The 21,749-nt window shown below is 71.6% G+C and carries 20 protein-coding genes; 12 read left to right on the forward strand and 8 right to left on the reverse strand.

Features of this window, described 5'->3' with window-relative positions; translation table 11 throughout:
- Positions 1 to 152 precede the first annotated feature (152 nt).
- The 3 genes from ACIPEP_RS14595 to pepN all read right to left on the reverse strand — a co-directional run bounded on the left by ACIPEP_RS14595 (position 153) and on the right by pepN (position 4,323).
- A complete protein-coding gene (locus tag ACIPEP_RS14595; RefSeq protein ID WP_402717654.1) occupies positions 153 to 593 on the reverse strand; it encodes a globin in 441 nt (146 codons plus the stop codon).
- A complete protein-coding gene (locus ACIPEP_RS14600) occupies positions 590 to 1,666 on the reverse strand; it encodes a mechanosensitive ion channel family protein (RefSeq protein ID WP_402717655.1) in 1,077 nt (358 codons plus the stop codon). The genes ACIPEP_RS14595 and ACIPEP_RS14600 overlap by 4 nt, the downstream gene beginning before the upstream one ends.
- A gap of 77 nt (positions 1,667 to 1,743) precedes the next feature.
- The gene (gene pepN, locus ACIPEP_RS14605) at positions 1,744 to 4,323 is read right to left on the reverse strand and encodes an aminopeptidase N (RefSeq protein ID WP_402717656.1); all 2,580 of its coding nucleotides are present in this window, start codon (positions 4,321 to 4,323) and stop codon (positions 1,744 to 1,746) included.
- Positions 4,324 to 4,531: 208 nt separating this feature from the next.
- On the opposite strand from pepN, the gene ACIPEP_RS14610 reads away from it, so the two are divergent.
- Entirely contained in the window at positions 4,532 to 5,092 is a 561-nt protein-coding gene (locus tag ACIPEP_RS14610; RefSeq protein ID WP_217637385.1) for a disulfide bond formation protein DsbA, read from the forward strand.
- Positions 5,093 to 5,350: 258 nt separating this feature from the next.
- Here the strand turns inward: ACIPEP_RS14610 and ACIPEP_RS14615 are convergent, their stop codons facing one another.
- Positions 5,351 to 5,878 (reverse strand): GNAT family N-acetyltransferase, encoded by a 528-nt coding sequence (locus tag ACIPEP_RS14615; protein ID WP_402717657.1) that lies wholly within the window; start codon positions 5,876 to 5,878, stop codon positions 5,351 to 5,353.
- Between ACIPEP_RS14615 and ACIPEP_RS14620 the strand changes: the two genes are divergently transcribed.
- The 3 genes from ACIPEP_RS14620 to ACIPEP_RS14630 are packed head-to-tail and all read left to right on the forward strand — an operon-like array spanning position 5,877 to position 7,963.
- Positions 5,877 to 6,506 (forward strand): XRE family transcriptional regulator, encoded by a 630-nt coding sequence (locus tag ACIPEP_RS14620; protein WP_083413707.1) that lies wholly within the window; start codon positions 5,877 to 5,879, stop codon positions 6,504 to 6,506. The genes ACIPEP_RS14615 and ACIPEP_RS14620 overlap by 2 nt on opposite strands.
- Positions 6,507 to 6,528: 22 nt before the next feature.
- On the forward strand, positions 6,529 to 7,017 hold the full coding sequence (locus ACIPEP_RS14625; RefSeq protein ID WP_070416594.1) for a ribose-5-phosphate isomerase: 489 nt from the start codon (positions 6,529 to 6,531) through the stop codon (positions 7,015 to 7,017).
- Positions 7,018 to 7,036: 19 nt separating this feature from the next.
- The gene (locus tag ACIPEP_RS14630) at positions 7,037 to 7,963 is read left to right on the forward strand and encodes an Fpg/Nei family DNA glycosylase (RefSeq protein ID WP_402717658.1); all 927 of its coding nucleotides are present in this window, start codon (positions 7,037 to 7,039) and stop codon (positions 7,961 to 7,963) included.
- 6 nt (positions 7,964 to 7,969) lie between these two features.
- On the opposite strand, the gene ACIPEP_RS14635 is transcribed toward ACIPEP_RS14630, so the two are convergent.
- Positions 7,970 to 9,445 carry an amidohydrolase gene (locus ACIPEP_RS14635; protein WP_402717659.1) on the reverse strand — a complete coding sequence of 492 codons (1,476 nt, stop codon included), beginning with the start codon at positions 9,443 to 9,445 and terminating at the stop codon, positions 7,970 to 7,972.
- Positions 9,442 to 10,086: an FMN-binding negative transcriptional regulator gene (locus ACIPEP_RS14640; RefSeq protein ID WP_402717660.1), complete on the reverse strand. Its 645-nt coding sequence runs from the start codon at positions 10,084 to 10,086 to the stop codon at positions 9,442 to 9,444. The genes ACIPEP_RS14635 and ACIPEP_RS14640 overlap by 4 nt, the downstream gene beginning before the upstream one ends.
- Positions 10,087 to 10,269: 183 nt before the next feature.
- Here ACIPEP_RS14640 and ACIPEP_RS14645 point away from each other — a divergent pair, with 183 nt between their 5' ends.
- The 7 genes from ACIPEP_RS14645 to ACIPEP_RS14675 are packed head-to-tail and all read left to right on the forward strand — an operon-like array spanning position 10,270 to position 18,783.
- Entirely contained in the window at positions 10,270 to 11,862 is a 1,593-nt protein-coding gene (locus ACIPEP_RS14645; RefSeq protein ID WP_229085062.1) for an ABC transporter substrate-binding protein, read from the forward strand.
- Between the two features lie 16 nt (positions 11,863 to 11,878).
- The gene (locus ACIPEP_RS14650) at positions 11,879 to 13,279 is read left to right on the forward strand and encodes a M14 family zinc carboxypeptidase (protein ID WP_402717661.1); all 1,401 of its coding nucleotides are present in this window, start codon (positions 11,879 to 11,881) and stop codon (positions 13,277 to 13,279) included.
- Complete coding sequence (locus ACIPEP_RS14655) at positions 13,279 to 14,220, forward strand: ABC transporter permease (RefSeq protein ID WP_092384060.1); 942 nt, start codon at positions 13,279 to 13,281, stop codon at positions 14,218 to 14,220. Before ACIPEP_RS14650 ends, ACIPEP_RS14655 begins: the two co-directional genes overlap by 1 nt.
- Positions 14,217 to 15,107 carry an ABC transporter permease gene (locus tag ACIPEP_RS14660; protein WP_309779004.1) on the forward strand — a complete coding sequence of 297 codons (891 nt, stop codon included), beginning with the start codon at positions 14,217 to 14,219 and terminating at the stop codon, positions 15,105 to 15,107. Before ACIPEP_RS14655 ends, ACIPEP_RS14660 begins: the two co-directional genes overlap by 4 nt.
- 39 nt (positions 15,108 to 15,146) lie before the next feature.
- Positions 15,147 to 16,556, forward strand: a complete 1,410-nt coding sequence (locus tag ACIPEP_RS14665) for a serine hydrolase (protein WP_402717662.1) — start codon at positions 15,147 to 15,149, stop codon at positions 16,554 to 16,556.
- A complete protein-coding gene (locus ACIPEP_RS14670; protein ID WP_402717663.1) occupies positions 16,553 to 17,134 on the forward strand; it encodes a GbsR/MarR family transcriptional regulator in 582 nt (193 codons plus the stop codon). Before ACIPEP_RS14665 ends, ACIPEP_RS14670 begins: the two co-directional genes overlap by 4 nt.
- Positions 17,131 to 18,783, forward strand: coding sequence for a dipeptide ABC transporter ATP-binding protein (locus tag ACIPEP_RS14675; protein ID WP_402717664.1), 1,653 nt, complete (start codon positions 17,131 to 17,133; stop codon positions 18,781 to 18,783). The genes ACIPEP_RS14670 and ACIPEP_RS14675 overlap by 4 nt, the downstream gene beginning before the upstream one ends.
- Before the next feature lie 77 nt (positions 18,784 to 18,860).
- On the opposite strand, the gene ACIPEP_RS14680 is transcribed toward ACIPEP_RS14675, so the two are convergent.
- The gene (locus ACIPEP_RS14680) at positions 18,861 to 19,688 is read right to left on the reverse strand and encodes a helix-turn-helix domain-containing protein (protein ID WP_402717665.1); all 828 of its coding nucleotides are present in this window, start codon (positions 19,686 to 19,688) and stop codon (positions 18,861 to 18,863) included.
- A 66-nt stretch (positions 19,689 to 19,754) separates the two neighbouring features.
- Positions 19,755 to 20,141, reverse strand: a complete 387-nt coding sequence (locus tag ACIPEP_RS14685; protein WP_402717666.1) for a hypothetical protein — start codon at positions 20,139 to 20,141, stop codon at positions 19,755 to 19,757.
- 90 nt (positions 20,142 to 20,231) lie between these two features.
- On the opposite strand from ACIPEP_RS14685, the gene ACIPEP_RS14690 reads away from it, so the two are divergent.
- A complete protein-coding gene (locus ACIPEP_RS14690) occupies positions 20,232 to 21,743 on the forward strand; it encodes a histidine kinase (protein WP_402717667.1) in 1,512 nt (503 codons plus the stop codon).
- Positions 21,744 to 21,749 lie beyond the last annotated feature (6 nt).

Consider the following 21,749-nt stretch of genomic DNA (forward strand, 5'->3'; position numbering starts at 1 on the left):
TGCGGGCTACACCCCGCGGCCCCGCCCCCGCGGTCGCCGGGGGGGGGGGGGGCCGGGGGCCCCCCCCCCCCCCGGGGCCCCCCCCGGGGCCGGCCGGGGGGGGGGGGGCCCGGGGCCCCCCCCGCCTCCAGTCCGTCAGCCGCGCACGTCCGTCAGTCGAACGTGTTCGTCATGGCGTGCGCCGCCCGGTCGAGGTAGGCCCAGAGCTCTGCCTCGTCGAGGGGCGCGAGCTGGAGGGACTCGACCGCCTCGCGCATCTGGTGGAGCCAGCGTTCGCGGGCCTCGGACGTGATCCGGAACGGCATGTGCCGCATCCGCAGACGGGGGTGTCCGCGTTCCTCGCTGTAGGTCCCCGGGCCGCCCCAGTACTGCTGCAGGAAGGCCGAGAGACGCCAGATCGCCCCCTCGAGGTCGTCCGCCGGGTACATCGGCCAGATGACGTCGTCCTGCTGCACGCCCTCGTAGAAGCGCCGGACGAGCCGGTCGAAGGTGGGCGCGCCCCCGATGCGCTCGAAGAGGGAGCCGGTGGCCGAGGCGCCGTGCTCGCCGACCCGCAGCGTGATCGGCTGTGCGGGCGGGGTGGGGTCGGTCATCGCGGGTCCTTCCCGGCGTCGGGGTCGTCGGTCCGGATCGGCTGACCGAGGACGTTCTTGCGGCCGCGTCGGGGCTTGGTCGGCGCCGGCGTGGGCTGGGTCCGCACGGTGCGCAGACCGTTGATCGACGTCGCGTTCTCCCACCCGGCGGGCATGATCATCGCCATCGCGGGCAGGGTCACGCCGAGTTCGTCGACGGCGTGCTTCAACCGGACGCGGAGCTCGCGGCCGACGACGTCGAGCTCGGACGCCCGCGTCTTCACGACGAGCCGGAACACCATGCCGGCGTCCGTGATCGACTGCAGGCCCCAGATCTCCGGCTTCTCGACGATGCGCTGGCGCCACCGGGGCTCCTGCGACATCGTGACCGCGGCCTTGAGGAGGGCGTCCTGCACGGCGTCGATGTCGGTGTCGTACGGGACCGTGATGTCGACGAGGACGCGCGACCAGCCCTGCGAGAGGTTGCCGACGCGCAGGATCTGCCCGTTCGGCACGAACCAGAGGATGCCGTTCACGTCGCGGATCTGCATGACCCGCAGCCCGACGTTCTCGACGACGCCGGTGGCCTGGCCGGTGTCGACGACGTCGCCGACGCCGGCCTGGTCCTCGAGGATCATGAACACGCCGGAGAGCAGGTCGCGCACGATGCTCTGTGCGCCGACCGCGAGCCCGGCGGCGACGAGCGAGGCACCGCCGACGATCCCGACGGCCGCGTTCGGGATGACGAGCGGGATGATGACGACGAGTGCGAGCACGACGACGATCACCGTCGCGAGGTTCTCGAGCACGCTGCCGAGCGTGCGGGTGCGCTGGACGACGCGGGCGGTCTGGATCGGCGACGCGATGAGTGCCTGCGTGTCGGTCGCGCCCTGGCGCTTCTTCACGCCGTTCACGACGCGGTCGACGACGCCCTTGATCGAGTGCCGCAGGATGATCCGCAGGACCAGCGCGGCGAGGATCGTGATGACGATCGTGATCGGGACGTGCCAGGTGTCGACGAACTCGCCGAACGTCTGCGAGACGGCCTCTGCCGGGCCTGACGGGGTCGGGGAGGGAACTGCAACCAAGGTCATGATCCGGTCGATGCTAGAGGGCGGGGCCCTGGCGTCCCCTGGGGAACGCCAGGACCCCGCCGATCCTCATCCGAGACTCAGGCGTCCGCCGCCTGGACCCGCAGGGCACGCTCGGTCCCCGCCAGGCTCTCGGACACGATGCGACGCAGCGCCGGGGTCTCCGGGTGCGCCTCGAGCCACGCGGCCGCGGCGTCCCGCAGCTCGGCCGACGCGAGCGGCGCCGGGTAGAGCCCCGAGACGATGGTGTCGGCCATGTGGTAGCTGCGCTCGGCCCAGATGCGCGTGAGCACGTCGAAGTACTTCGGGACGAGCCCCTCGAGCACGACCGGGCTGTTCACGTGCTGGTAGCCCACCGTCGTCTGGCGCACGATCGCGTTGGGCAGCTCGGACGAGTCCACGAGCGACGAGAACGCCGCGAGCTTGCCCTCGGCCGTGGGGATCGTCGCACGGGCACGCGCGGCGGCCTGCTCGCCCGACGCGGTCTTGTCCGCAGCGAGCTCGGCGTCGACCTCGGCACCGGAGGCGGCACCCGCGAGCACGAGGCCCTCGAGCAGCTCCCAGCGCAGGTCGGTGTCGATCTCGAGCCCGTTCAGCGTCACCGAACCGTCGCGCAGGCCGCTCAGGGTGGCCACGTGCTCGGGCGTGGAGGCGATCTGCGCGAAGAACTTCACGAACTGGAACTGCGCGTCGGAACCGGCCTCGGCGCTCGACGCGAGGTTCCAGAGCGTGTCGCCGACGGTGCGCACGGTCTGGTCGACCTTCGCCGGCGCGACGTAGTTGCGCGCGGTCAGGAGCAGCTGCGAGAGCGTCGTGCGGATCGTGGTCGACTCGGTCTCGGTGGCGATGTTGCCGAGCACCAGGCGGACGTAGTCGCTGGCGGGCGACTCGGCGTCACGCGTGGCGTCCCACATCGCGCCCCACACGATCGAGCGGGCGAGCGGGTTCGCGATCGAGGCGAGGTGCTCGATCGCGGTCCGGCGCGAGTGCTCGTCGAGACGGATCTTGGCGTAGGCGAGGTCGTCGTCGTTGAGGAGCACGAGGTCGCCGCGCTGCACGCCGACGAGCTCCGGGACCTCGGTGCGGGCACCGTCGACGTCGATCTCGACGCGGTGCACGCGCTCGAGCTTGCCGCCGGAGGACGCGGTGTCGGCGCCGAACGGTGCGTCCGCGTCCTGCGTGACGGCGTAGACGCCGATCGCCAGGCGGTGCGGACGGAGCGTCGGGTAGTCGGCCGGCGCTTCCTGCAGCACGGCGAACGACGTGATCGCGCCGGACTCGTCGACCTCGATCTCGGGGCGGAGCGTGTTCACCCCGGCGGTCTCGAGCCAGGCCTTCGACCACTCGGAGAGGTCACGGCCGCTGGTGGCCTCGAGCTCGACGAGCAGGTCGCGCAGCTCGGTGTTCGAGTGGTGGTGCTTCTTGAAGTACGCCGAGACGCCCGCGAAGAACGCGTCGATGCCGACCCACGCCACGAGCTGCTTCAGGACGGAGCCGCCCTTGGCGTACGTGATGCCGTCGAAGTTGACCTGGACGTCCTCGAGGTCGTTGATCGTCGCGACGATCGGGTGCGTCGAGGGGAGCTGGTCCTGGCGGTAGGCCCAGGACTTCTCCATCGCCTGGAACGTGGTCCACGCCTCGGTCCACTCGGTGGCCTCGGCCGTGGCGATCGTCGAGGCCCACTCGGCGAAGGACTCGTTGAGCCACAGGTCGTTCCACCACTTCATGGTGACGAGGTCGCCGAACCACATGTGGGCGAGCTCGTGCAGGATCGTGACGACCCGGCGCTCCTTGATGGCGTCGGTGACCTTCGACCGGAAGACGTAGGTCTCGGTGAAGGTGACGGCCCCGGCGTTCTCCATCGCGCCGGCGTTGAACTCCGGCACGAACAGCTGGTCGTACTTCTCGAAGGGGTACGGGACGTCGAACTTCTCCTCGTAGTAGGCGAAGCCCTTCTTCGTGGTCCCGAAGACGTACTCGGGGTCGAGGTACTCGGCCAGCGACTTCCGCGCGAAGACGCCGAGCGGGATGGTCCGGCCGTCGCGGCTCGTCAGCTCGTCTCGCACGACCTCGTACGGGCCGGCGACGAGCGCGGTGATGTAGCTCGAGATCTTCGCCGTCGGGAGGAAGGCCCACGTGGCGATGTCGCCGTCGACGTGCGGCTCGGGCGTGGGGGAGTTCGAGACGACCTGCCACCGGGACGGCGCCGTCACGGTGAAGGTGAACTCGGCCTTGAGGTCGGGCTGCTCGAACACGGCGAACATGCGACGCGAGTCGGGCACCTCGAACTGGGAGTACAGGTACACCTCGTCGTCGACCGGGTCGACGAAGCGGTGCAGGCCCTCGCCCGTGTTCGTGTAGAGCGCGTCGCTGACGACCACGAGCTCGTTCTGCTCCTGCAGGCCGTCGAGCTGGATGCGGACCCCGTCGTTCACGGCGGCGACGTCGAGCGCCGTGCCGTTCAGCGTGATCGAGTGCACCGACTTCGTGATGGCGTCGATGAACGTGGACGCACCGGCGGTGGCGGTGAAGCGCACCCGCGTGGTGCTGCCGAACGTCTCGGCACCGCGGGTCAGGTCGAGCTCGACGTCGTACGTCTGCACGTCGACGATCGCGGCACGTTCCTGGGCTTCGATTCGGGTGAGGTTCTCTCCGGGCACGGACGCTCCATCTTCGCGGTTGCACACGGACGGTCCTTGTCCGCGTGAGGGGGGTCCCGGCACGGCGTCGTGCACCGGCGGGACGGTCGCCTCCAGCCTAGCGAGCACGCGTACGCTCGCATCCGTGACCGACACGACTGTGGACAAGACGACCGCCGACCGCACCGCTGTGGAGTTCTGGTTCGACCCGAACTGCCCCTGGGCCTGGATGACGAGCCGCTGGGTCGGCGAGGTCGCCCGGCACCGCGACCTCGACGTCACCTGGAACGTGATGAGCCTGTTCGTCCTCAACGAGGACCAGGACGTCCCCGACACCTACCGCGAGCGGCTCGTGGCCGGGCAGGTCTACCCGCGCATCGTGACCGCTGCACGGCTCCGCCTCGGCCAGGAGATCGTCAAGCCGCTCTACGACGCGCTCGGCGAGCACATCCACCACCGCCAGGAGCAGGACCCGGAGCAGGTCGTGCCGGCGGTGCTCGCGGAGCTCGGCCTCGACGCCGACCTGCTCGAGTACGCATGGACGGACGAGGTCGACCAGGCCGTCCGCGCCAGCCACCAGGACGGCATCGACCGGGTCGGCCAGGACGTCGGGACGCCGGTCATCGCCGTCGAGGGCACCGCCTTCTTCGGCCCGGTCATCTCGCCGGCGCCGAAGGGCCAGGAGGCGCTCGACCTGTGGGACGGCGTCGTCGCGGTCGCCAAGTACCCGGGCTTCTTCGAGCTCAAGCGCTCGCGGACCGTCGGACCGATCTTCGACACCACCGACTGACGTCGGCCCGGCGGCGCCGTCACCCGGCGCGGATGGTCGCCGCACAACCGGAGTGCACCCGAACCACGACAACGTCCGGTTCGGATGCGCTTTGGTTGTGCGCTGTCACGCGCCACGACCACGGGAACCGTCCGGTCACGCTCGCTGCTCGCCGCACAACCGGAGTGCACCCGAACCACGACAACGTCCGGTTCGGATGCACTTTGGTTGTGCGCGGGGGCCAGGAGGCGCGGCGCGCGTCCGCCCCGCCGGCCCGGCTCAGGCGAGCGGGAGCCGCATGAGCGTCAGGTCGAGCCAGCGGTCGAACTTGCGTCCGACCTCGGGCACGACGGCCACCGTGTCGAACCCGAGCTTGGCGTGCAGGGCGATCGACCCGGCGTTCTCGCTGCAGATCCCCGCCATCAGGACGTGCCGCCCCTCCGCCCGTGCCCGTGCGACGAGGGCGTCCATGAGCACGGTCGCGATGCCCCGCCCACGGAACGCCTCGACGACGTACACGCTGTGCTCCACCGTCAGCCGGTACCCCTGGTGCGGCCGCCACTGCGAGTACGTCGCGTAGCCGGCGACCTGCCCGCCGACTTCGGCGACGAGGACCGGGTAGCCGTCGGCGCGACGCTCGGCGAGCCAGCTGTCGAAGTACGAGCGCGGGTGCGGCTCCTCCTGCCAGATGGCGGTGGAGTGCAGGACGGCGTCGACGTGCAGCGCGTGGACGACGTCGAGGTCGCGCGGCTCGCACTCCCGGACGGTGACCGGACTCGACCCGTTCGTCGCATATGCTGTCGTCATGTCTCACATCGTAGACGCACCGGAGTCGGAACCGGAAACGGCGGACGACGCCGACCAGCGACGGCTCGGCGAGCGCCTGCAGCGCCTCCGCACGGAGCGGAAGTGGAGCCTCACCGAGCTCGCCGAGGAGTCCGGGGTCTCCCGCGCCATGATCAACCGCGTCGAACGCGGGGTGTCGAGCCCGACGGCGACCATCCTCGGGCGGCTGTCGGGAGCGTTCGGGCTCACGGTCTCACAGCTCCTCGACGAGTCCCTCGACCACGAGGTGCCCCGGGCGACCGATCCCGACGACGCGCGGGGCGTCCAGCGCGGCGCGACCGCCGACTCCTGGACCGATCCCGAGACCGGGTACCGGCGTCGACCGATCTCGAGTGCGGCATTCCCCGCGGACGTCACCGAGGTGCGCCTCCCGTCGGGCCGCGAAGTGGCCTACCCGGCGTCCGCGTACGCGTTCCTGCGCCACTGCATCTGGGTGGTCGACGGCGTGCTCGAACTCGTCGTCGGCGGCGAGCCGACGCGGCTCGCCGCGGGGGACCGCATCGAGCTCGGGGACCCCGCCGACGTCGTCTACCGGAACCCGGGCGAGGAGCCCACGCGGTACGTCGTGGTCGTGGTCCGGGGGCAGTAGTCGCAGGAATAGGATCGATCCCATGCGCATCCACCTCGGAACGGACCACGCCGGCCTCGAGTTCAACAAGACCCTCGCCACCCACCTGACGGAGGCCGGGCACGAGGTGGTGGACCACGGTCCGACCGAGTACGACGCGCTCGACGACTACCCCTCGTTCTGCATCAACGCCGCGCACGCCGTGGTGCAGGACCAGCGTGCGGGCGTCCAGGCGCTCGGTGTCGTGTTCGGGGGGTCCGGCAACGGCGAGCAGATCGCCGCGAACAAGGTCGAGGGCGTCCGTGCCGCGCTCGTGTGGAACGAGTCCACCGCGCTCCTCGCCCGCCAGCACAACGACGCCAACGTCATCTCGATCGGCGCCCGCCAGCACACCGAGGACGAAGCGATCCGGTTCGTCGACCTGTTCATCGCCGAGCCGTTTTCGGGCGAGGAGCGTCACGCCCGCCGCATCGCGCAGCTCGCCGAGTACGAGACCACCGGCCTGATCGCCGGCAAGCAGATCGACCAGTAAGGCCGAGTAGACAAGAGCAATGCCCGAGGGTCACTCCGTCCACCGCATCGCCAACCAGTTCACCCGGCACTTCGTCGGCAAACGCTGCGAGGTGTCGAGTCCGCAGGGACGGTTCGCCACCGGTGCCGCCCAGCTCGACGGCACGCGCATGGTCGCCGCCCGGGCCGTCGGCAAGCAGATGTTCCTCGAGTTCGAGGGCGATCGGTTCCTGCGCGTCCACCTCGGCCTCTACGGGGCGTGGGACTTCGCGGGGGACCTCTCCACCGCCGGGGCGCTGTCGGACGACGACGGCGAGGAGTCCCTGACGTCGATCGGCGCTCCCCGTCTCGCCCGCTACCGGATGGCCGAGCAGGAGAAGGTCGAGGACCCGATCGAGGCGTTCCCGCCGGACCCCGTCGGACAGGTGCGCGTGCGGCTGCTCACCGAGGACACGGTCGCCGACCTCCGCGGCCCGACGGCGTGCGTCGTCGAGGACCCGGCCGGCGTGCAGAAGGCGCTCGACAAGCTCGGCCCGGACCCGATCAACGACGACGGTCCCGAGGCCGAGAAGACCTTCGTCGACAACGTCCGGAAGCGGAACGTCGCGATCGGGCAGCTGCTCATGGACCAGGCCGTCGTGAGCGGCATCGGCAACATCTACCGCGCCGAGCTGCTGTTCCGGCAGCGCATCGATCCGTACAAGCCGGGGAAGCAGCTCACCGTCAAGCAGGCGAAGGCGCTCTGGCACGACTGGTCGAAGCTCCTGCACGAGGGCGTCCGCGACGGCCTCATGCTGACCATGGACGGCCTGTCGAAGAGCGAGCACGCGAAGGCCGTCCGGTCCCGGAAGGACCGGCACTGGGTCTACCACCGCGAGGGCGAACCCTGCCGGGTGTGCGGCACCGAGATCCGGATGGCCGACATGGCCGGCCGCAAGCTCTACTGGTGCCCGAAGGACCAGAAGTAGCGCCGGTCAGACGTCCCGGTACGTGAACCGTCCGGCGATCGCGGTCCCGAGGACCCGCGCCCGGCGGAGCGGTTCCGAACCGCTCGCCGTGAGCGGGTCCGCCTCGAGCAGCACGAGGTCCGCGACGTCGCCGACGGCCACCCCGACCCGACCGCCCTCGGTCGACCCGCGCCAGGCCGTCAGCACGCCGAGGCGTTCGGCCGGGTGCCACGGCTCGCGGCCGTCCCGGTCGCGTCCGACGGCCGCGGCCATCGACACCCACGGGTCGAGCGGCGCGACCGGCGCGTCCGAGCCGAGCAGCAGCCGGGCACCGGCACGGTCGAGGGACGCGAACGGGAACGCTCGCTCGGTCATCCCGGCCCAGTAGCGGTCGGCGATGTCGCGGTCGTCCATCGCGTGCTCGGGCTGCACCGACGCGGCCACCCCGAGCCGTGCGAACCGCTCCAGGTCGGTGTCCGCCAGCAACTGCGCGTGCTCGATCGTGCCGCGTGCGCCGACGGCCTCGAAGACGTCGAGCGCGAGGGTGTTCGCCCGGTCGCCGATCGCGTGCACTGCGGGGACGAGCCCGGCGTCGACCGCCCGACGGACCATCGCCACGAGGTCCTCGAACGACCACACGAGCACGCCGTCGCCGGAGGCCGTCGCCGCCGTCCGGGTGCCGAGCGAGCCGTCGGTGATCACCTTGAACGGGCCCGTCCGGACGAGCCCGCGGGTGCCGTCGACGACGTCGCCGGTGCGGAGTCCCCGACGGATCGCGGCGTCGAGGTCGGCCGGGTAGACCCCCGAGTCGACGCGGAGGCCGTCCGTGCCGGCCTGCACACGGCGGGTCCAGCGGTCGAGTCCGAAGGTCATCTCGAGGTCGGTCACCCGGGTCACGCCGCGGGCGGCGGCCGCCTCGACGGCGTCGGCGACGAAGCCGTCGAGCACCTCGTCCGGCACGCGGGAGAGCGCGCCGGTCACGTCGAACGCGTCCTGCTCGCGGAGCACCCCGTCGTCGCCGGCGACGAGCGGGCGGCCGACGACGCCGGAGAAGTGCTCCAGCGCCGCGGCGTTGCACCAGGCGGCGTGCAGGTCACCGCTGATGACGACGATCGGGAGGCGCGGCTCGATCCGGTCGAGCAGCGCACGTCGTGCAGGGCGGGGCCACATCCCGTCGCGGTAGCCGTGGCCGATCAGGACGCGGTCCGCCACACCGGTGCGTGCCACCTCCGCCAGCAGGTCGGCGGTCGCCTCCGCCGAGTCGCAGGCCGACACGTCGACGCGACGGCGGACGAGGGCCCACTGGTCGAAGTGCACGTGGTGGTCGACGAGCCCGGGGCCGAGCCAGGCGCCGGCCGTCTCGACGACGTCGGTGTCGGCGTCCGTGGGGTCGAGCGTGCCGGCCGGCGCGATCGCGGTGACCAGCCCGTCGACGATCCGGACGTCGGACGGGGCGCCGGACGTGCCCACCCGTCGGACGGTGCGGAGCAGGACCTCGTTCACCGCGCCTCCAGGCCGTGTGCACGGGCCATCTCGTCGGCGAGTGCCGGCGAGGCGTACGGACCGTCGCCGCGCAGCCCCGCGACGATCCGGTCCACCACCTCCGGTGCCTTGTTCTGCGAGAGCTTCGCGCGGGCGTCGAACCGGGTGACCCGGATGCGGATCCCGACGGTGCCCTTCGCCATCCGGCGTGCCGTCTCCTCGTCGACCTCGAGGGAGACCGGCTCGGGCATCACCCGCTCGAAGTGGTCGACGAGTTCGCCGAGGACGCGGAAGTTCTCCTCGTCGGACAGGATCTCCGGCGTGCCCCAGCAGTGCGCCGTCACGTGGTTCCAGGTCGGCACGAACTGCTCCGGCGGGTACCAGGCGGGCGAGACGTAGCCGTGCGGGCCCTGGAACACGACGAGCACCTCGTGTCGACCGAGTTCGTGGGCCACCTCGTCCGGGCGGCCGACGTGCGACACCAGGACGAGCTCGTCGGGGTCGGCAGCGCCGGCCGGTGCGGGCGTCTCGAGCAGGAACGGGTAGTGCGACGCGACCAGCCCGGCCTCGGTGTGCGAGACGATCGTCGCCCACGGGTTGCCCCCGATGAGGCGTCGCACCTCGTCGACGTCGGTCATCAGGAAGTGCGGTGTGTGTCGCATGCCCGCCAGCGTGGCACACACGGTGACCACGGCGCGAGGGCCGCCGTTTCCGGTGTGTTTCAGAACGGTAAAGCTTTCAGAGATCACTGAAAGAAGTCTTGTGTTCGGGTTTCTGCCGGGCCTAGCTTCTCGGTCAACGACGACCGGGCCGGACCCGGGAGCGCTGGGACTCGAGGAGCACACATGCGACGCAGGACGATCGCCGCGCTGGCTGCAGCAGCCACGCTGGCGTTGGTGGCCACGGGCTGTTCGGCCACCGGGAACGCGGACGACCAGGCCGGCTCCGGCGGGAGCCTCGTCTACGCCACCGGCGAGCCCGACCACCTCACACCGGGTCGCCAGACGGTGGCCTTCACCCAGGTGCTCAGCCTGTTCGCGCCGCTCACCGAGACCGACTCGAAGGGGAAGCTCCACGACGTCGCCGCGAAGAGCGTGGAGTCGACCGACAACACCACGTGGACGATCACCCTCCGCGACGGGTGGACGTTCCAGAACGGCGAGGAGGTCACGCCGGAGAGCTACGTCAAGGCGTGGAACCACACCGCCTACGGCCCGAACGCGTGGGAGAACAGCGGGGAGCTCGCCGCGATCGTCGGCTACGAGGACCTCAACCCGGCGTCCGGTACGCCGAAGACGAAGGAGATGTCGGGACTCAAGGTGACCGGGAAGGACACCTTCACCGTGACGCTCGACCACGCGGACAGCCAGTTCCCGCTCCAGCTCAGCCAGGCGCAGACCGCGTTCTACCCGATGCCCGAGGCCGCGTACGAGGACCTCAAGGCCTACGACGCGAAGCCGATCGGCAACGGCCCCTACGAGATGACCGAGGCGTGGAAGGCGAACCAGCCGTTCACCGTCACCGCGTGGAAGGGGTACGAGGGCACGAAGGCGAAGACGAAGGACGTCACCTTCAAGAGCTACTCGGACATGAACACCGCGTACACCGACGTGCTCGCGGGCAACGCCGACGTCCTCTTCCTGCCGGCCGACAAGATGACGAGCGCCGGCGCGGACTTCGGGGACCGCCTGCACTCCTTCGACGCCCCCGGCATCGACTACCTCGGCTTCCCGCTCTGGGACGAGCGCTACTCGGACCCCGACGTGCGCCGGGCGATCTCGATGTCGATCAACCGCAAGCAGGTCAACAAGGCGATCTACGGCGGGCTGTACGAACCCGCCACGGCGCTGACCCCGCCGAACATGTCCGGGACCGAGGAGGGCATCTGCGGCGAGGCCTGCGAGTTCTCGCCGACGAAGGCCAAGGCGCTGCTCGCGAAGGCCGGCGGCTTCGACGGCACCATCACCCTCGTCTACCCCGGCGGCAACGGCCTCGACTCGCTCTACCAGGCGTACGCGAACCAGATCCGGCAGAACCTCGGCGTCGACACCGTCGCGAAGGCCACCACCGACTGGGCCTCGTACTACTCCGAGCTCACCGACAAGAAGATCGAGGGGCCGCACTTCGGGCACTGGGGCGCGCTCTACGCCAGCCAGCAGAACACCCTCCGCGCACTCTTCACCTCCGCGGGTGGATGCGCCCCCTGCACCGGCTACTACCAGTCGGACGAGGTCGACCAGCTCCTCGCGAAGGCGGACTCCGCCGGCTCGCAGGACGAGGCGAACGACTACTACGCCCAGACGCAGAAGGCCGTGCTCGAGGACTTCCCGATCGTCCCGACGTTCTTCGACAAGTACTCGTACGTGGTGAGCGACAAGATCGCCTCGCTGCCCGCGGTCGACGGCAGCCCGGTCGTCCCCGCCATCACCGTCAAGTAGGGACCGGCACCACCGCATGGACCAGCGCACCATCCTCCGCCTCGTCGCCGAGGTCCCCGACCGCGACGGCTTCCCGCTCGTCGACGACCTGCACGCCCGGTTCGACGCGCTCGCCGCGGCCCACCCCGAGCAGGTCACGGTGACCCGGATCGGCACCAGTCGGCTCGGCGAGCCACTCCACTCCTACCGCATCGGTTCCGGGTCGCACGCCGCCGTCGTCGTCGGCGGCGTGCACCCGAACGAACCGATCGGCTCGTGGACGGCGCTGCACCTCGCCGAGACGATGGTCGGCGACGAGGCGTCGGCCCGGGAACTGGACACGACGTGGCACATCGTCCCGACGATCGACCCGGACGGCATGCGGTTGAACGAGGCGTGGTTCCGCGACCCGTTCGACCGGGCCTGGTACGCGCGGCACTTCTACCGTCCGGCACCGGACAGCCAGGTGGAGTGGACGTTCCCGAACAGCTACCGGTCGGTGTACTTCGACCAGGTGCTGCCGGAGACCCTGGCGTTCATGCGGCTCATCGACGACACCCGGCCGGACCTGCTCGTGTCGCTGCACAACGGCGAGATGGGCGGGGTCTACTACTACCTGTCCGAGGACCTGCCGGACGTGATCGACACCCTGCACGCGGTGCCGGCGTCGCTGGGGCTCCCGCTGGACACGGGTGAGCCGGAGTCGCCGTACCTGCGGGAGCTCGCCCCGGCGGTGTTCGCGATGGACGGCATCGAGACGGCGTACGACTACCTCGAGGGCCTCGGCGTCGACCCCGGCGAGCACATCCACGGGGCGTCCAGCGCCGCGTGGGCGATGCGCCACGGTGCGCTGTGCATGGTCGCCGAGCTGCCGTACTGGAGCCACCCGGACGCCGACGACCAGACCCCGACGTCGGAGTCCTACGCGGATCTGCTCCGCCGCTGCGCCGACGACCTCGGTGCGTCGGGCGCGGAACTGCAGGAGATCCTCGACGCGGCCTCGCCGATGCTCACGATCGAGTCACCGTTCCTCGAGGGGTCCCGCGCGTTCATCCCGATGATCGCCGGGATGACCGACACCGACCGGGCCCGCGCCGACCGTGAGCCCGCGGACCGGACGGCCACCGTCGCCGAGCGGTTCGGCTGCGAGGACCTGGTGCGCTGCTTCCGCCTGCGGTACGGCGGGATGCTGCTCCGGGCACTCGAGGCCGAGACGACCGCGGGGACCGCGCCCGCGCCGCTGCGGCGGCTCCGCGACCGCCTCGCCCAGCGGTACGCGACCTGGCAGGCCGACGAGGCGACCGGCGCGGAGCCGATCCCGATCAGCAAGCTGGTGGGGGTGCAGTACGGCGCGATCCTCGCCTGCGCGAGTCACGTGGCGGGGCCGACCCGCGCCTCCCGTCCGTCCCTCGCGACGGCCGTGCCAGGAGGCGCGTGATGCGCCCGGCGCTCGCCGTCGGTCGCCGGGTCGGCGGCCTGGTCGTCGTCTTCCTCGGGGTGACCTTCCTCATCTACGCGATGACGTTCGCGCTGCCAGGAGACCCCATCAAGGCGCTCGGCGGCGACCGGCCGCTCAGCGACGCCGTCGTCCGGGCGCTGCGCGCCGAGTACCACCTCGACCAGCCGCTGTGGCTGCAGTACGTGCAGTACCTCGCGGGGCTGTTCCGAGGCGACTTCGGCACGGACTTCAGCGGCCAGTCCGTCGGCGAGCAGATGGCGTCGCGCTGGCCGGTCACCATCACGCTCGCGCTGACGGCCTGGGCGATCGAGATCCTGCTCGGCATCGGGCTCGGCGTGGTCTCGGCCCTCCGCCGCGGGACCGTCCTCGACAAGACGGTCCTGGTCGGGACGATCGTCGTCGGTGCCGTCCCCGTCTTCGTGCTCGGCGTCGCGCTGCAGCTCGTGTTCTCGGTCCGGCTCCACTGGTTCCCGGTCGCGGGCGCCACGGCGGGGTGGCCGACGGCCTACGTGCTGCCGGCGTTCGTGATCGCGCTGTTCGGTCTCGCGGCGGTGTCCCGGCTGACGCGGACGTCGATGATCGAGACGCTCGACGCGGACTTCGTGCGGACCGCCCGGGCGAAGGGACTCGCGCCGGGACGGATCGTCGGCGTGCACGTGATGCGCAACTCGCTCATCCCGACGGCGACCTACCTCGCCACGGACCTGGGCTACCTGATGGGCGGGACCGTGATCATCGAGGGCATCTTCAACCTCCCCGGTGTCGGGAACCTGCTGTTCCAGGGCATCCGGTCGCACGAGGGGGCCGTCGTCGTCGGCATCTCGACGGCACTCATCCTGGTGTTCCTCGTCACGAGCGTGCTCGTCGACCTGCTGCACGCCGCCCTCGACCCGCGCGTCCGGACAGGAGCCTCCGCATGACCACCTCCGCGATCGGCGCGACCGTCCCGTCGTCCGTCGTCACGAAGCGGCGTCCCCTGCGTGCGGCCGTCCGTCGTCCGGGGTTCTGGCTGCCGGCCGGGGTCCTCGCCGTCGTCGTGCTCGTCGCCGTCTTCCCGGGGTTCTTCGCCGGCTTCTTCGGCCACGGCGACCCGCGGGTGTGCGACCTCGGTCGGAGCGGCGCGTCGCCGACCGGCGGTCACCCGTTCGGCTTCGACCTGCAGGGCTGCGACGTGTACGCCAACGTGGTCTACGGGACGCGGTCGTCGATCGCCGTCGCCGTGCTCACCACGGTCCTCGCCGGGGTCGTCGCCGTCGTCGTCGGCACCGTCGCGGGCATGGTCGGCGGCTGGGTCGACGCGGTGCTCGCGCGGCTCACCGACGTGTTCCTCGGCTTCCCGTTCCTGCTCGGCGCCGTCGTCGTCCTGAACAGCGTGGGGGAGCGCTCGGTGCTGACGGTCTCGCTCGTGCTCGCGCTGTTCGGCTGGCCGACGATGGCCCGGCTCGTGCGGTCGAGCGTGCGGAGCGTCCGGAACGCCGAGTTCGTGCTCGCCGCGCGGACGATGGGGCTCTCTACGTGGCGGATCACGACGCGGTACGTCCTGCCATCGTCGATCTCACCCCTGCTCGTGCTCGCGACGATCACCGTCGGCGGCGTCATCGTGTCGGAGTCGTCCCTGACGTACCTCGGCATCGGGCTCGAGAGTCCGGCGATCTCGTGGGGACTGCAGCTCTCCGCCGCGACGAGCCAGTTCCTCCGAGCGCCGCACATGCTCGTCGCACCCGCGGTGTTCCTCGCCGTGACGGTGCTCTGCGTCATCGCGCTCGGGGACACGCTGCGCGCCGCGCTCGACCCGCGACGGCGCTGATCCGTCAGACTCGACCCACCGCCCCTCGAAAGGACCACCGTGACAGACACCCTCGCCGCCTACCGGAAGACCCTGCCCTACATCCACGAGTGGGTGTCGTACAAGGTGTGGCAGCTCCGCGTCCCCGGCGTGCAGCTCGCGATCGGGTACGGCAACGAGGTCCTCTTCGACGAGGCCTGGGGCTACGCGGACGTCGAGGCCGGGCGCCGCCTCACCACCACCGACCTGTTCCGCATCGCCTCGCACTCGAAGACCTTCACCGCCACCGCGCTCCTGCAGCTCGCCGAGCGCGGGTCGCTGCGGCTCGACGACACGGTGGGCACGTACGTCCCGGCGCTCGTCGACGGCGGCTCGCCCCTCGCCGACGCCACGATCCGGGAGCTCATGGAGATGGGGGCCGGCGTGATCCGGGACGGTCACGACGGCGACTACTGGTCGCTGCTCCGGCCCTTCCCGGACGAACAGGAACTCCTCGCGCTCGTCCTCGACCGCGGGCAGAAGGTTCCCACCGGATCGTCGTTCAACTACTCGAACCTCGGGTACTCCTTGCTCGGGCTCGTCATCGCCGCGGTGTCCGGTCGGTCGTACAACGACTTCGTCCGCGAGTCGATCACCGAACCGCTCGGCCTGCGGAACACCGGGCCCGACTGGGACCCCGCGCGCGCCGACGACTTCGTGGTCGGGTACACCGGGTTCCACGTCGCTCGGCAGCGTCGGCGGATCGACCACGTCGACACCCGCGCGATGGCAGCGGCGACGGGCTTCCACGGCACCGCCTCCGACCTCGTCCGGTACTTCTCGCAGCACGTCATCGGGCAGGGCACCCTGCTCGACGACCACTCGAAGCGGCTCGCGCAGCGCAAGGCGTGGAGCGCGACGGTCGACCCCGCGGCGCGCGGCTACGGCGCCGGGTTCATCGTCGACCGGATCGGTGGCCGGGAGATCCGCGGCCACTCCGGCGGCTTCCCCGGGCACATCACGCAGTCGATGTTCGACCCGGCCTCCGGTCTCGTCGTCTCGGTGCTCACCAGCGCCGCGGCCGGCCCGGCGACGCTCATCGCCACCGCGATCATCCGGATGCTCGACGCCGCGGCGGACGACGACGCCCCCGGGACGCCGGTGCCCGACGACGTCGACACCGACACGTTCACGGGGCGCTTCGCGAACCCGTGGGGCGTCACCGACATCGCCCGGATCGGGGATCGACTCGTCGAGGTCGACCCGTCGGGCCCCGAGCCGCTCGACACCCCGACCCGGCTCGAGGTCGTCGACGCCGACACGCTCCGGATGACCCACGGCAACCGCTTCGGGTCGATCGACGAGGACATCACCTACGAGCGCGATGCCGACGGCACCGTGGTGTCGATCCGCGCAGGCGGCGGCATGAGCGAGGAACCCTGGACGATCCCGTCCGAGCGACCCGAGGTCGCGGCTGGACTGGCACCGTGAGCGGCGACGACCGCGCCGGTGTCCGCGCGCGCACCGACGAGCACCCCGTCGACGACGTCGTCCTCGAACCGGAGCGGCAGACGTTCGTCGAGGAGTTCGCCCTCATGCTCAACGACGCCGCGGGCATGCCCCTCACCGACGCCCGGGTGCTCGGGTACCTCATGATGACGCGCGCCCCGCACTCGTCGTCCGCCGACCTGCAGGCCGCCCTCGGCGCCAGCTCGGGATCGGTGTCGATGGCGACCAGGCGGCTCGTCGACTCCGGCTTCGTGAAGCGGCACACCGTCCCCGGCGAGCGCAGCCACTACTTCCGCGCCGAGGCCGACGTGTGGGGGTCCTGGCTCGCGAGCGAGCGGAAGTACCTCGACCGCCAGCGCGACATCATCGGCCACGGTCTCGCCGTCGTCGAGGCGGCGGGCCGGACCGGTTCCGGTGACGTCGACGCCGAGGTCCGCGAGCGCCTGCTCAACGGCCGCGACTACATGCAGTGGCTGCAGGGCTACCACCGCAAGATGCTCGAGGAGTGGGAGGCGTTCAAGGACGCCCGCGACCACCCCGACCGATCGGAGACCCCATGAGCGACGTCCTCACCGTCGAACACCTCAGCGTCACGTTCGACGTCGACGGCACCGTGGTCCGCGCGGTCGACGACGCCTCGTTCACCGTCGGTCGCGGCGAGGTGGTCGCCGTCGTCGGCGAGTCCGGCTCCGGCAAGAGCATGACCGCGATGACGGCGATGGGCATCGCCCCGGACGGCGCACGTGCCACCGGGAGCATCCGCCTCGGTGACCTCGAGGTCCTCGGCGCCGACGAGCGCACCCTCCGAGCCGCACGTGGCCGCCGGGTCTCGATGATCTTCCAGGACCCGTCCGCCGCACTGAACCCGGTCTTCACGGTCGGGTTCCAGCTCGCTGAGGCCGTTCGTCGTGCCCAGGACGGCCTCGACCGTGCCGCGGTGCGGGAACGGTCGCTCGACCTCCTCCGCGCCGTCGAGGTCCCGGAGCCCGAACGCCGACTCGGCCAGTACCCGCACGAACTCTCCGGCGGCCAGTGCCAGCGCGTCATGATCGCGATGGCGCTCGCGGCCGACCCGGACCTCCTCATCGCGGACGAGCCGACGACCGCGCTCGACGTGACCGTGCAGGCCGAGGTCCTCGACGTCCTCCGCCGGCTGCGTGAACGCACCGGGACCGCGATCCTGCTCATCACGCACGACATGGGCGTCGTGGCGGACATCGCCGACCGCGTGGTGGTCATGCGTCGCGGAAGCGTCGTCGAGACCGGCTCGGCGAGCGTGGTCTTCGCCGCACCCGCCGCCGACTACACGCGCGAACTCCTCGCCGCCGTCCCGCGGATGGGCACCGGTGCGGTCCAGGAGGCGCGGGTCGACCCCGCCGCGGAGGTCGCCGCACCCGTCCTGGACGTCCGGCACCTCGTGGTCGAGTACGGCGGAGCACTCCGTGGGCGCTTCCGTGCGGTCGACGACGTGTCGTTCACCGTCGGCCGGGGAGAGATCGTCGGCCTGGTCGGGGAGTCCGGCAGCGGCAAGACCACCATCGGCCGAGCCGCCGTCGGACTCGCACCGATCACCGCGGGCGCCGTCCTCGTCGAGGGGACGGACGTGGCGGGCACGCACCGTGCCTCCCGGCGTGCCATGCGCCGTCGCGTCGGCGTCGTCTTCCAGAACCCGCTGCGTTCCCTGAACCCGCGGTACACGGTCGGGCAGACGGTCGCCGAACCGCTCCGGCAGATCCTCGGTCTGCCCGCGGACGAGGTCCGGGAGCGGGTGGAGCGCCTGCTCGCGGACGTCGGGCTCGACGGCGGCTTCCGCGAGCGCTTCCCGCACGAGCTCTCCGGCGGCCAGCGGCAGCGCGTCGCGATCGCCCGTGCCGTCGCGTTGGACCCCGCGCTGCTCATCGCGGACGAGCCCACCAGCGCGCTCGACGTCTCGGTTCAGGCACGGGTGCTCGACGTCTTCCGGGAGCTCCAGGAACGACTCGGGTTCGCCTGCCTCTTCGTCACGCACGACCTGGCCGTGGTGGACACGCTCTGCGACCGGGTCGTGGTGCTGCACGGCGGGCGGGTCGCCGAGCAGGGGAGCCGCGACGCGATCCTGCGCGCGCCGCAGGACCCGTACACGCGGCGGCTCATCCAGGCGGCACCCGTGCCGGACCCGGTCGAGCAGGCCGCCCGTCGCTCCGAACGGCTGGCGTCGCTCGGCGCGTGAGCCCCGGGCGACCGCACGTTCTGTCCGGCGATTGACCGTCCTGGTTCGCGGATCCCGGGATCCGCGAACCAGAACGGTCAGAGCGCGGGCGGAACACGGACATCGGGCGCTCGCACGCGCCGGAGCGAGCGCCGCATCGAACTCGTGGTGCTGAACCCGGCGTCGGCGGCGACGGCGGCCGGGTCCGCGTCGCCGTCGGCGAGTGCGGCACGGAGGGCGAGCGACCGGAACCACCGCCGGAGCTCCTCGGGCGAGCAGCCGGTCGTCGCGCGGAACCGGCGCCGCACGGTGCTCGCCGACATGCCGGTGCCGCGCCGCAGCTCGTCGATCGGCACGGGGTCGCCGCCGTCGAGGAGCCGATCGATGCACGGGGTCAGGCTCGCATCCGCGAGGAACGACGGTGGGTTGTCGCCGAGCACGGTCATGACGACGACACGCGCGAGGGCATCCCGGCGCGATGCCCTCCACCGGCCACCGACGAGCGACGCGATGTGGGCGAGGGCGAGCACCACGTCCTCGTGCGGTGCCTCGGGTGGCTCGGTGTGGACGAGCGCGCCGAGCCCGAGCGCTTCGTCGACGAACGGGCCGAACGACGCGGTCCCGAGGTGGACGCCCGTCGGACTGCACCACGCATCGTCGGCCGTCGGTGCTGGTGAGCGATCCGGGCCGGTGCCCACCGTCACCGGGACTCCCGGCGCGACGATCGCTGCGGTCCCCGGCGAGATCACCCAGACGTCGTCGCCGCGTCGGAGCCACACCTCGGTGCGGGCGGACGACGCAACCCAGACGTGGTCGGTCGTCGAGCCGAGGTCGAGCGTCCAGCGCTCGTCGTCGGCGAGGACCTCGTCGCCGTAGCGAACGTCGAGGCCGACGGCGTCCACCAGTGCTCGGAGTGCATCTTCCACGCCATGACGCTGCCATGTCGGACACCCGGGCGAGGGCGCCGGTGTCCGATCTGTGGAGTGGGCGGGTCAGCGGACCTCGGCGGAGGACCAGAGCGACCCCGCGCCGGCACCGACCGGGCGGAGCAGGGGCACGGCGACGAGGACGGCCGCCGCGAGGAACGCGACCGCCTGCAGTACGCCGGGGACCGCGTACACGACGGTGAGGACCTCCTGCGCGGTGGAGGGCGGCGGGACCGTCTGCGACAGCATGGACACGACGAACCACATCGCCGCGGCGATCGTCACGACCCAGCCGAGCACGCGCTGCGGTCCGCGCAGACCCCGGACGGTCAGCACGCCGAACGCCACCAGTGCCGCGACCCCGAACGCGATGGCGCGGCGGTCCCGGGACCGCAGGGCGGCCACGAGCACGACCGCTCCGCAGACACCCGCCACCACCGTGGCGACGAACACCGCCGCCGGCCGGTGCGGGGGATAACCCCACCTCCGGTTCGGGAGGGGGCAGGATGGGGGATCGAGCCGGTGATCGCGAGGCTTGGTGTCATGACCGACACCGCCCGCCTCGACCAGGCCGAGACCGTCCCGCTGCACGACTCCGTCCCGCCAGGAGCCACCGAACCGATGCCCGCACAGCCGAACCAGACGCCCCCGACGTGGTCGTCGACGCCGCCCGCGAGCGGCCAGGGCCCGAGCGTCCCGCCGGCACACCCGACCGCCCCTGGTGGGGCAGGATCGGGCACGGGCATGACCGCCGGTGCGTTCTACCGCGAGGCGTGGAAGCGCCTGCCGCGTGACTTCGGCTACATGGCACTCACGGCGGTGCTGCTCTGCACGCTCTACGCCGCGTTCCCCGCGGCGATCTTCGGCGGCGGCTTCCGCGACCTCTTCAACCCGTTCGTCCTGCTGATGTTCTTCATCGCGCTGTTCGTTGCGCGGTGGCTCGGACAGTTCGAGAAGCTCCGCATCGGGTGGGCCGACAACCGCCCGATCCGACCGGTCGACTGGACGCCCCGATGGCAGCAGAACTGGTGGACGCGCACGGGCTCGGCCGTCGCCAACCCGCACTACTGGCTGTACCTGCTGCACGCGGCGGTCGTGTACCCGATCGCGGCGCTCTGCACGGTGGGCGCCGGCGCACTGCTCCTCGCCGGCTTCCTCTGGCCGATCGGCGTCGCCGGGGTCGCGTTCGTGAACGGCATGAGCGCGCAGTACTTCGGGTGGGACATGACGTCCGTCGTGGGCTTCGGGTCCCTCGGACTCCTGTCGATGGCCGCCTCGGTGGTGCTCTTCCCGCTGTGGGCCCGCGGTTCCGTGATCGCGCACTTCTGGATCGACTTCGGTCTGCTCGGCGGGTTCCGTGCGGAGCAGCTCGAGCGTCGGGTCGCCGGGCTCCAGGCCTCCCGTGCCGGCGCCGTCACCGCCGAGGGCCAGGCACTCCGCCAGATCGAGCGCGACCTGCACGACGGCCCGCAGCAGCGACTCGTCCGCCTGCGCATGGACCTGTCCGCGGCCGAGCGTGCCTTCGACAAGGACCCGGTGAAGGCGAAGCAGCTCATCGGCGAGGCGTCGGAGCACGCCCAGGACGCCCTCGACGAACTGCGTGCCCTGTCCCGCGGGTTCGCACCGCCCATCCTGCTCGACCGCGGGCTCGTCGCCGCGCTCGAGGCCCTCGTCGCCCGGACCCCGATCCCCGTCGGCCTGGACGTCCGCCTGCCCGACGGGCTCGAGCTCGCGACCGAGATCCAGCGCAACGTGTACTTCACGGTGAGCGAGCTGCTGACGAACACCACGAAGCACGCCGGTGCCTCGACCGCCGGGGTGTACCTCGGACTCGTGGTCGACGCCTCCGGACTCTGGTACCTCACGGTCAGTGTCACCGACGACGGCCGCGGTGGGGCCCGCCCGCAGGAGGGGCACGGCATCGAGGGGCTGATGGGTCGGATGCGCGCCCTCGACGGCGAGCTGACGGTCTCGAGCCCTGAGGGCGGTCCGACCGAGGCGACCGCACGGATCCCGCTCGGCGCCCTGAACGGCGTGCCCACGACGCGCTCGTGAGCCCCC

It is taken from the genome of Curtobacterium sp. NPDC087082, assembly GCF_044745045.1.
In the GTDB taxonomy this organism is placed as follows: domain Bacteria; phylum Actinomycetota; class Actinomycetes; order Actinomycetales; family Microbacteriaceae; genus Curtobacterium.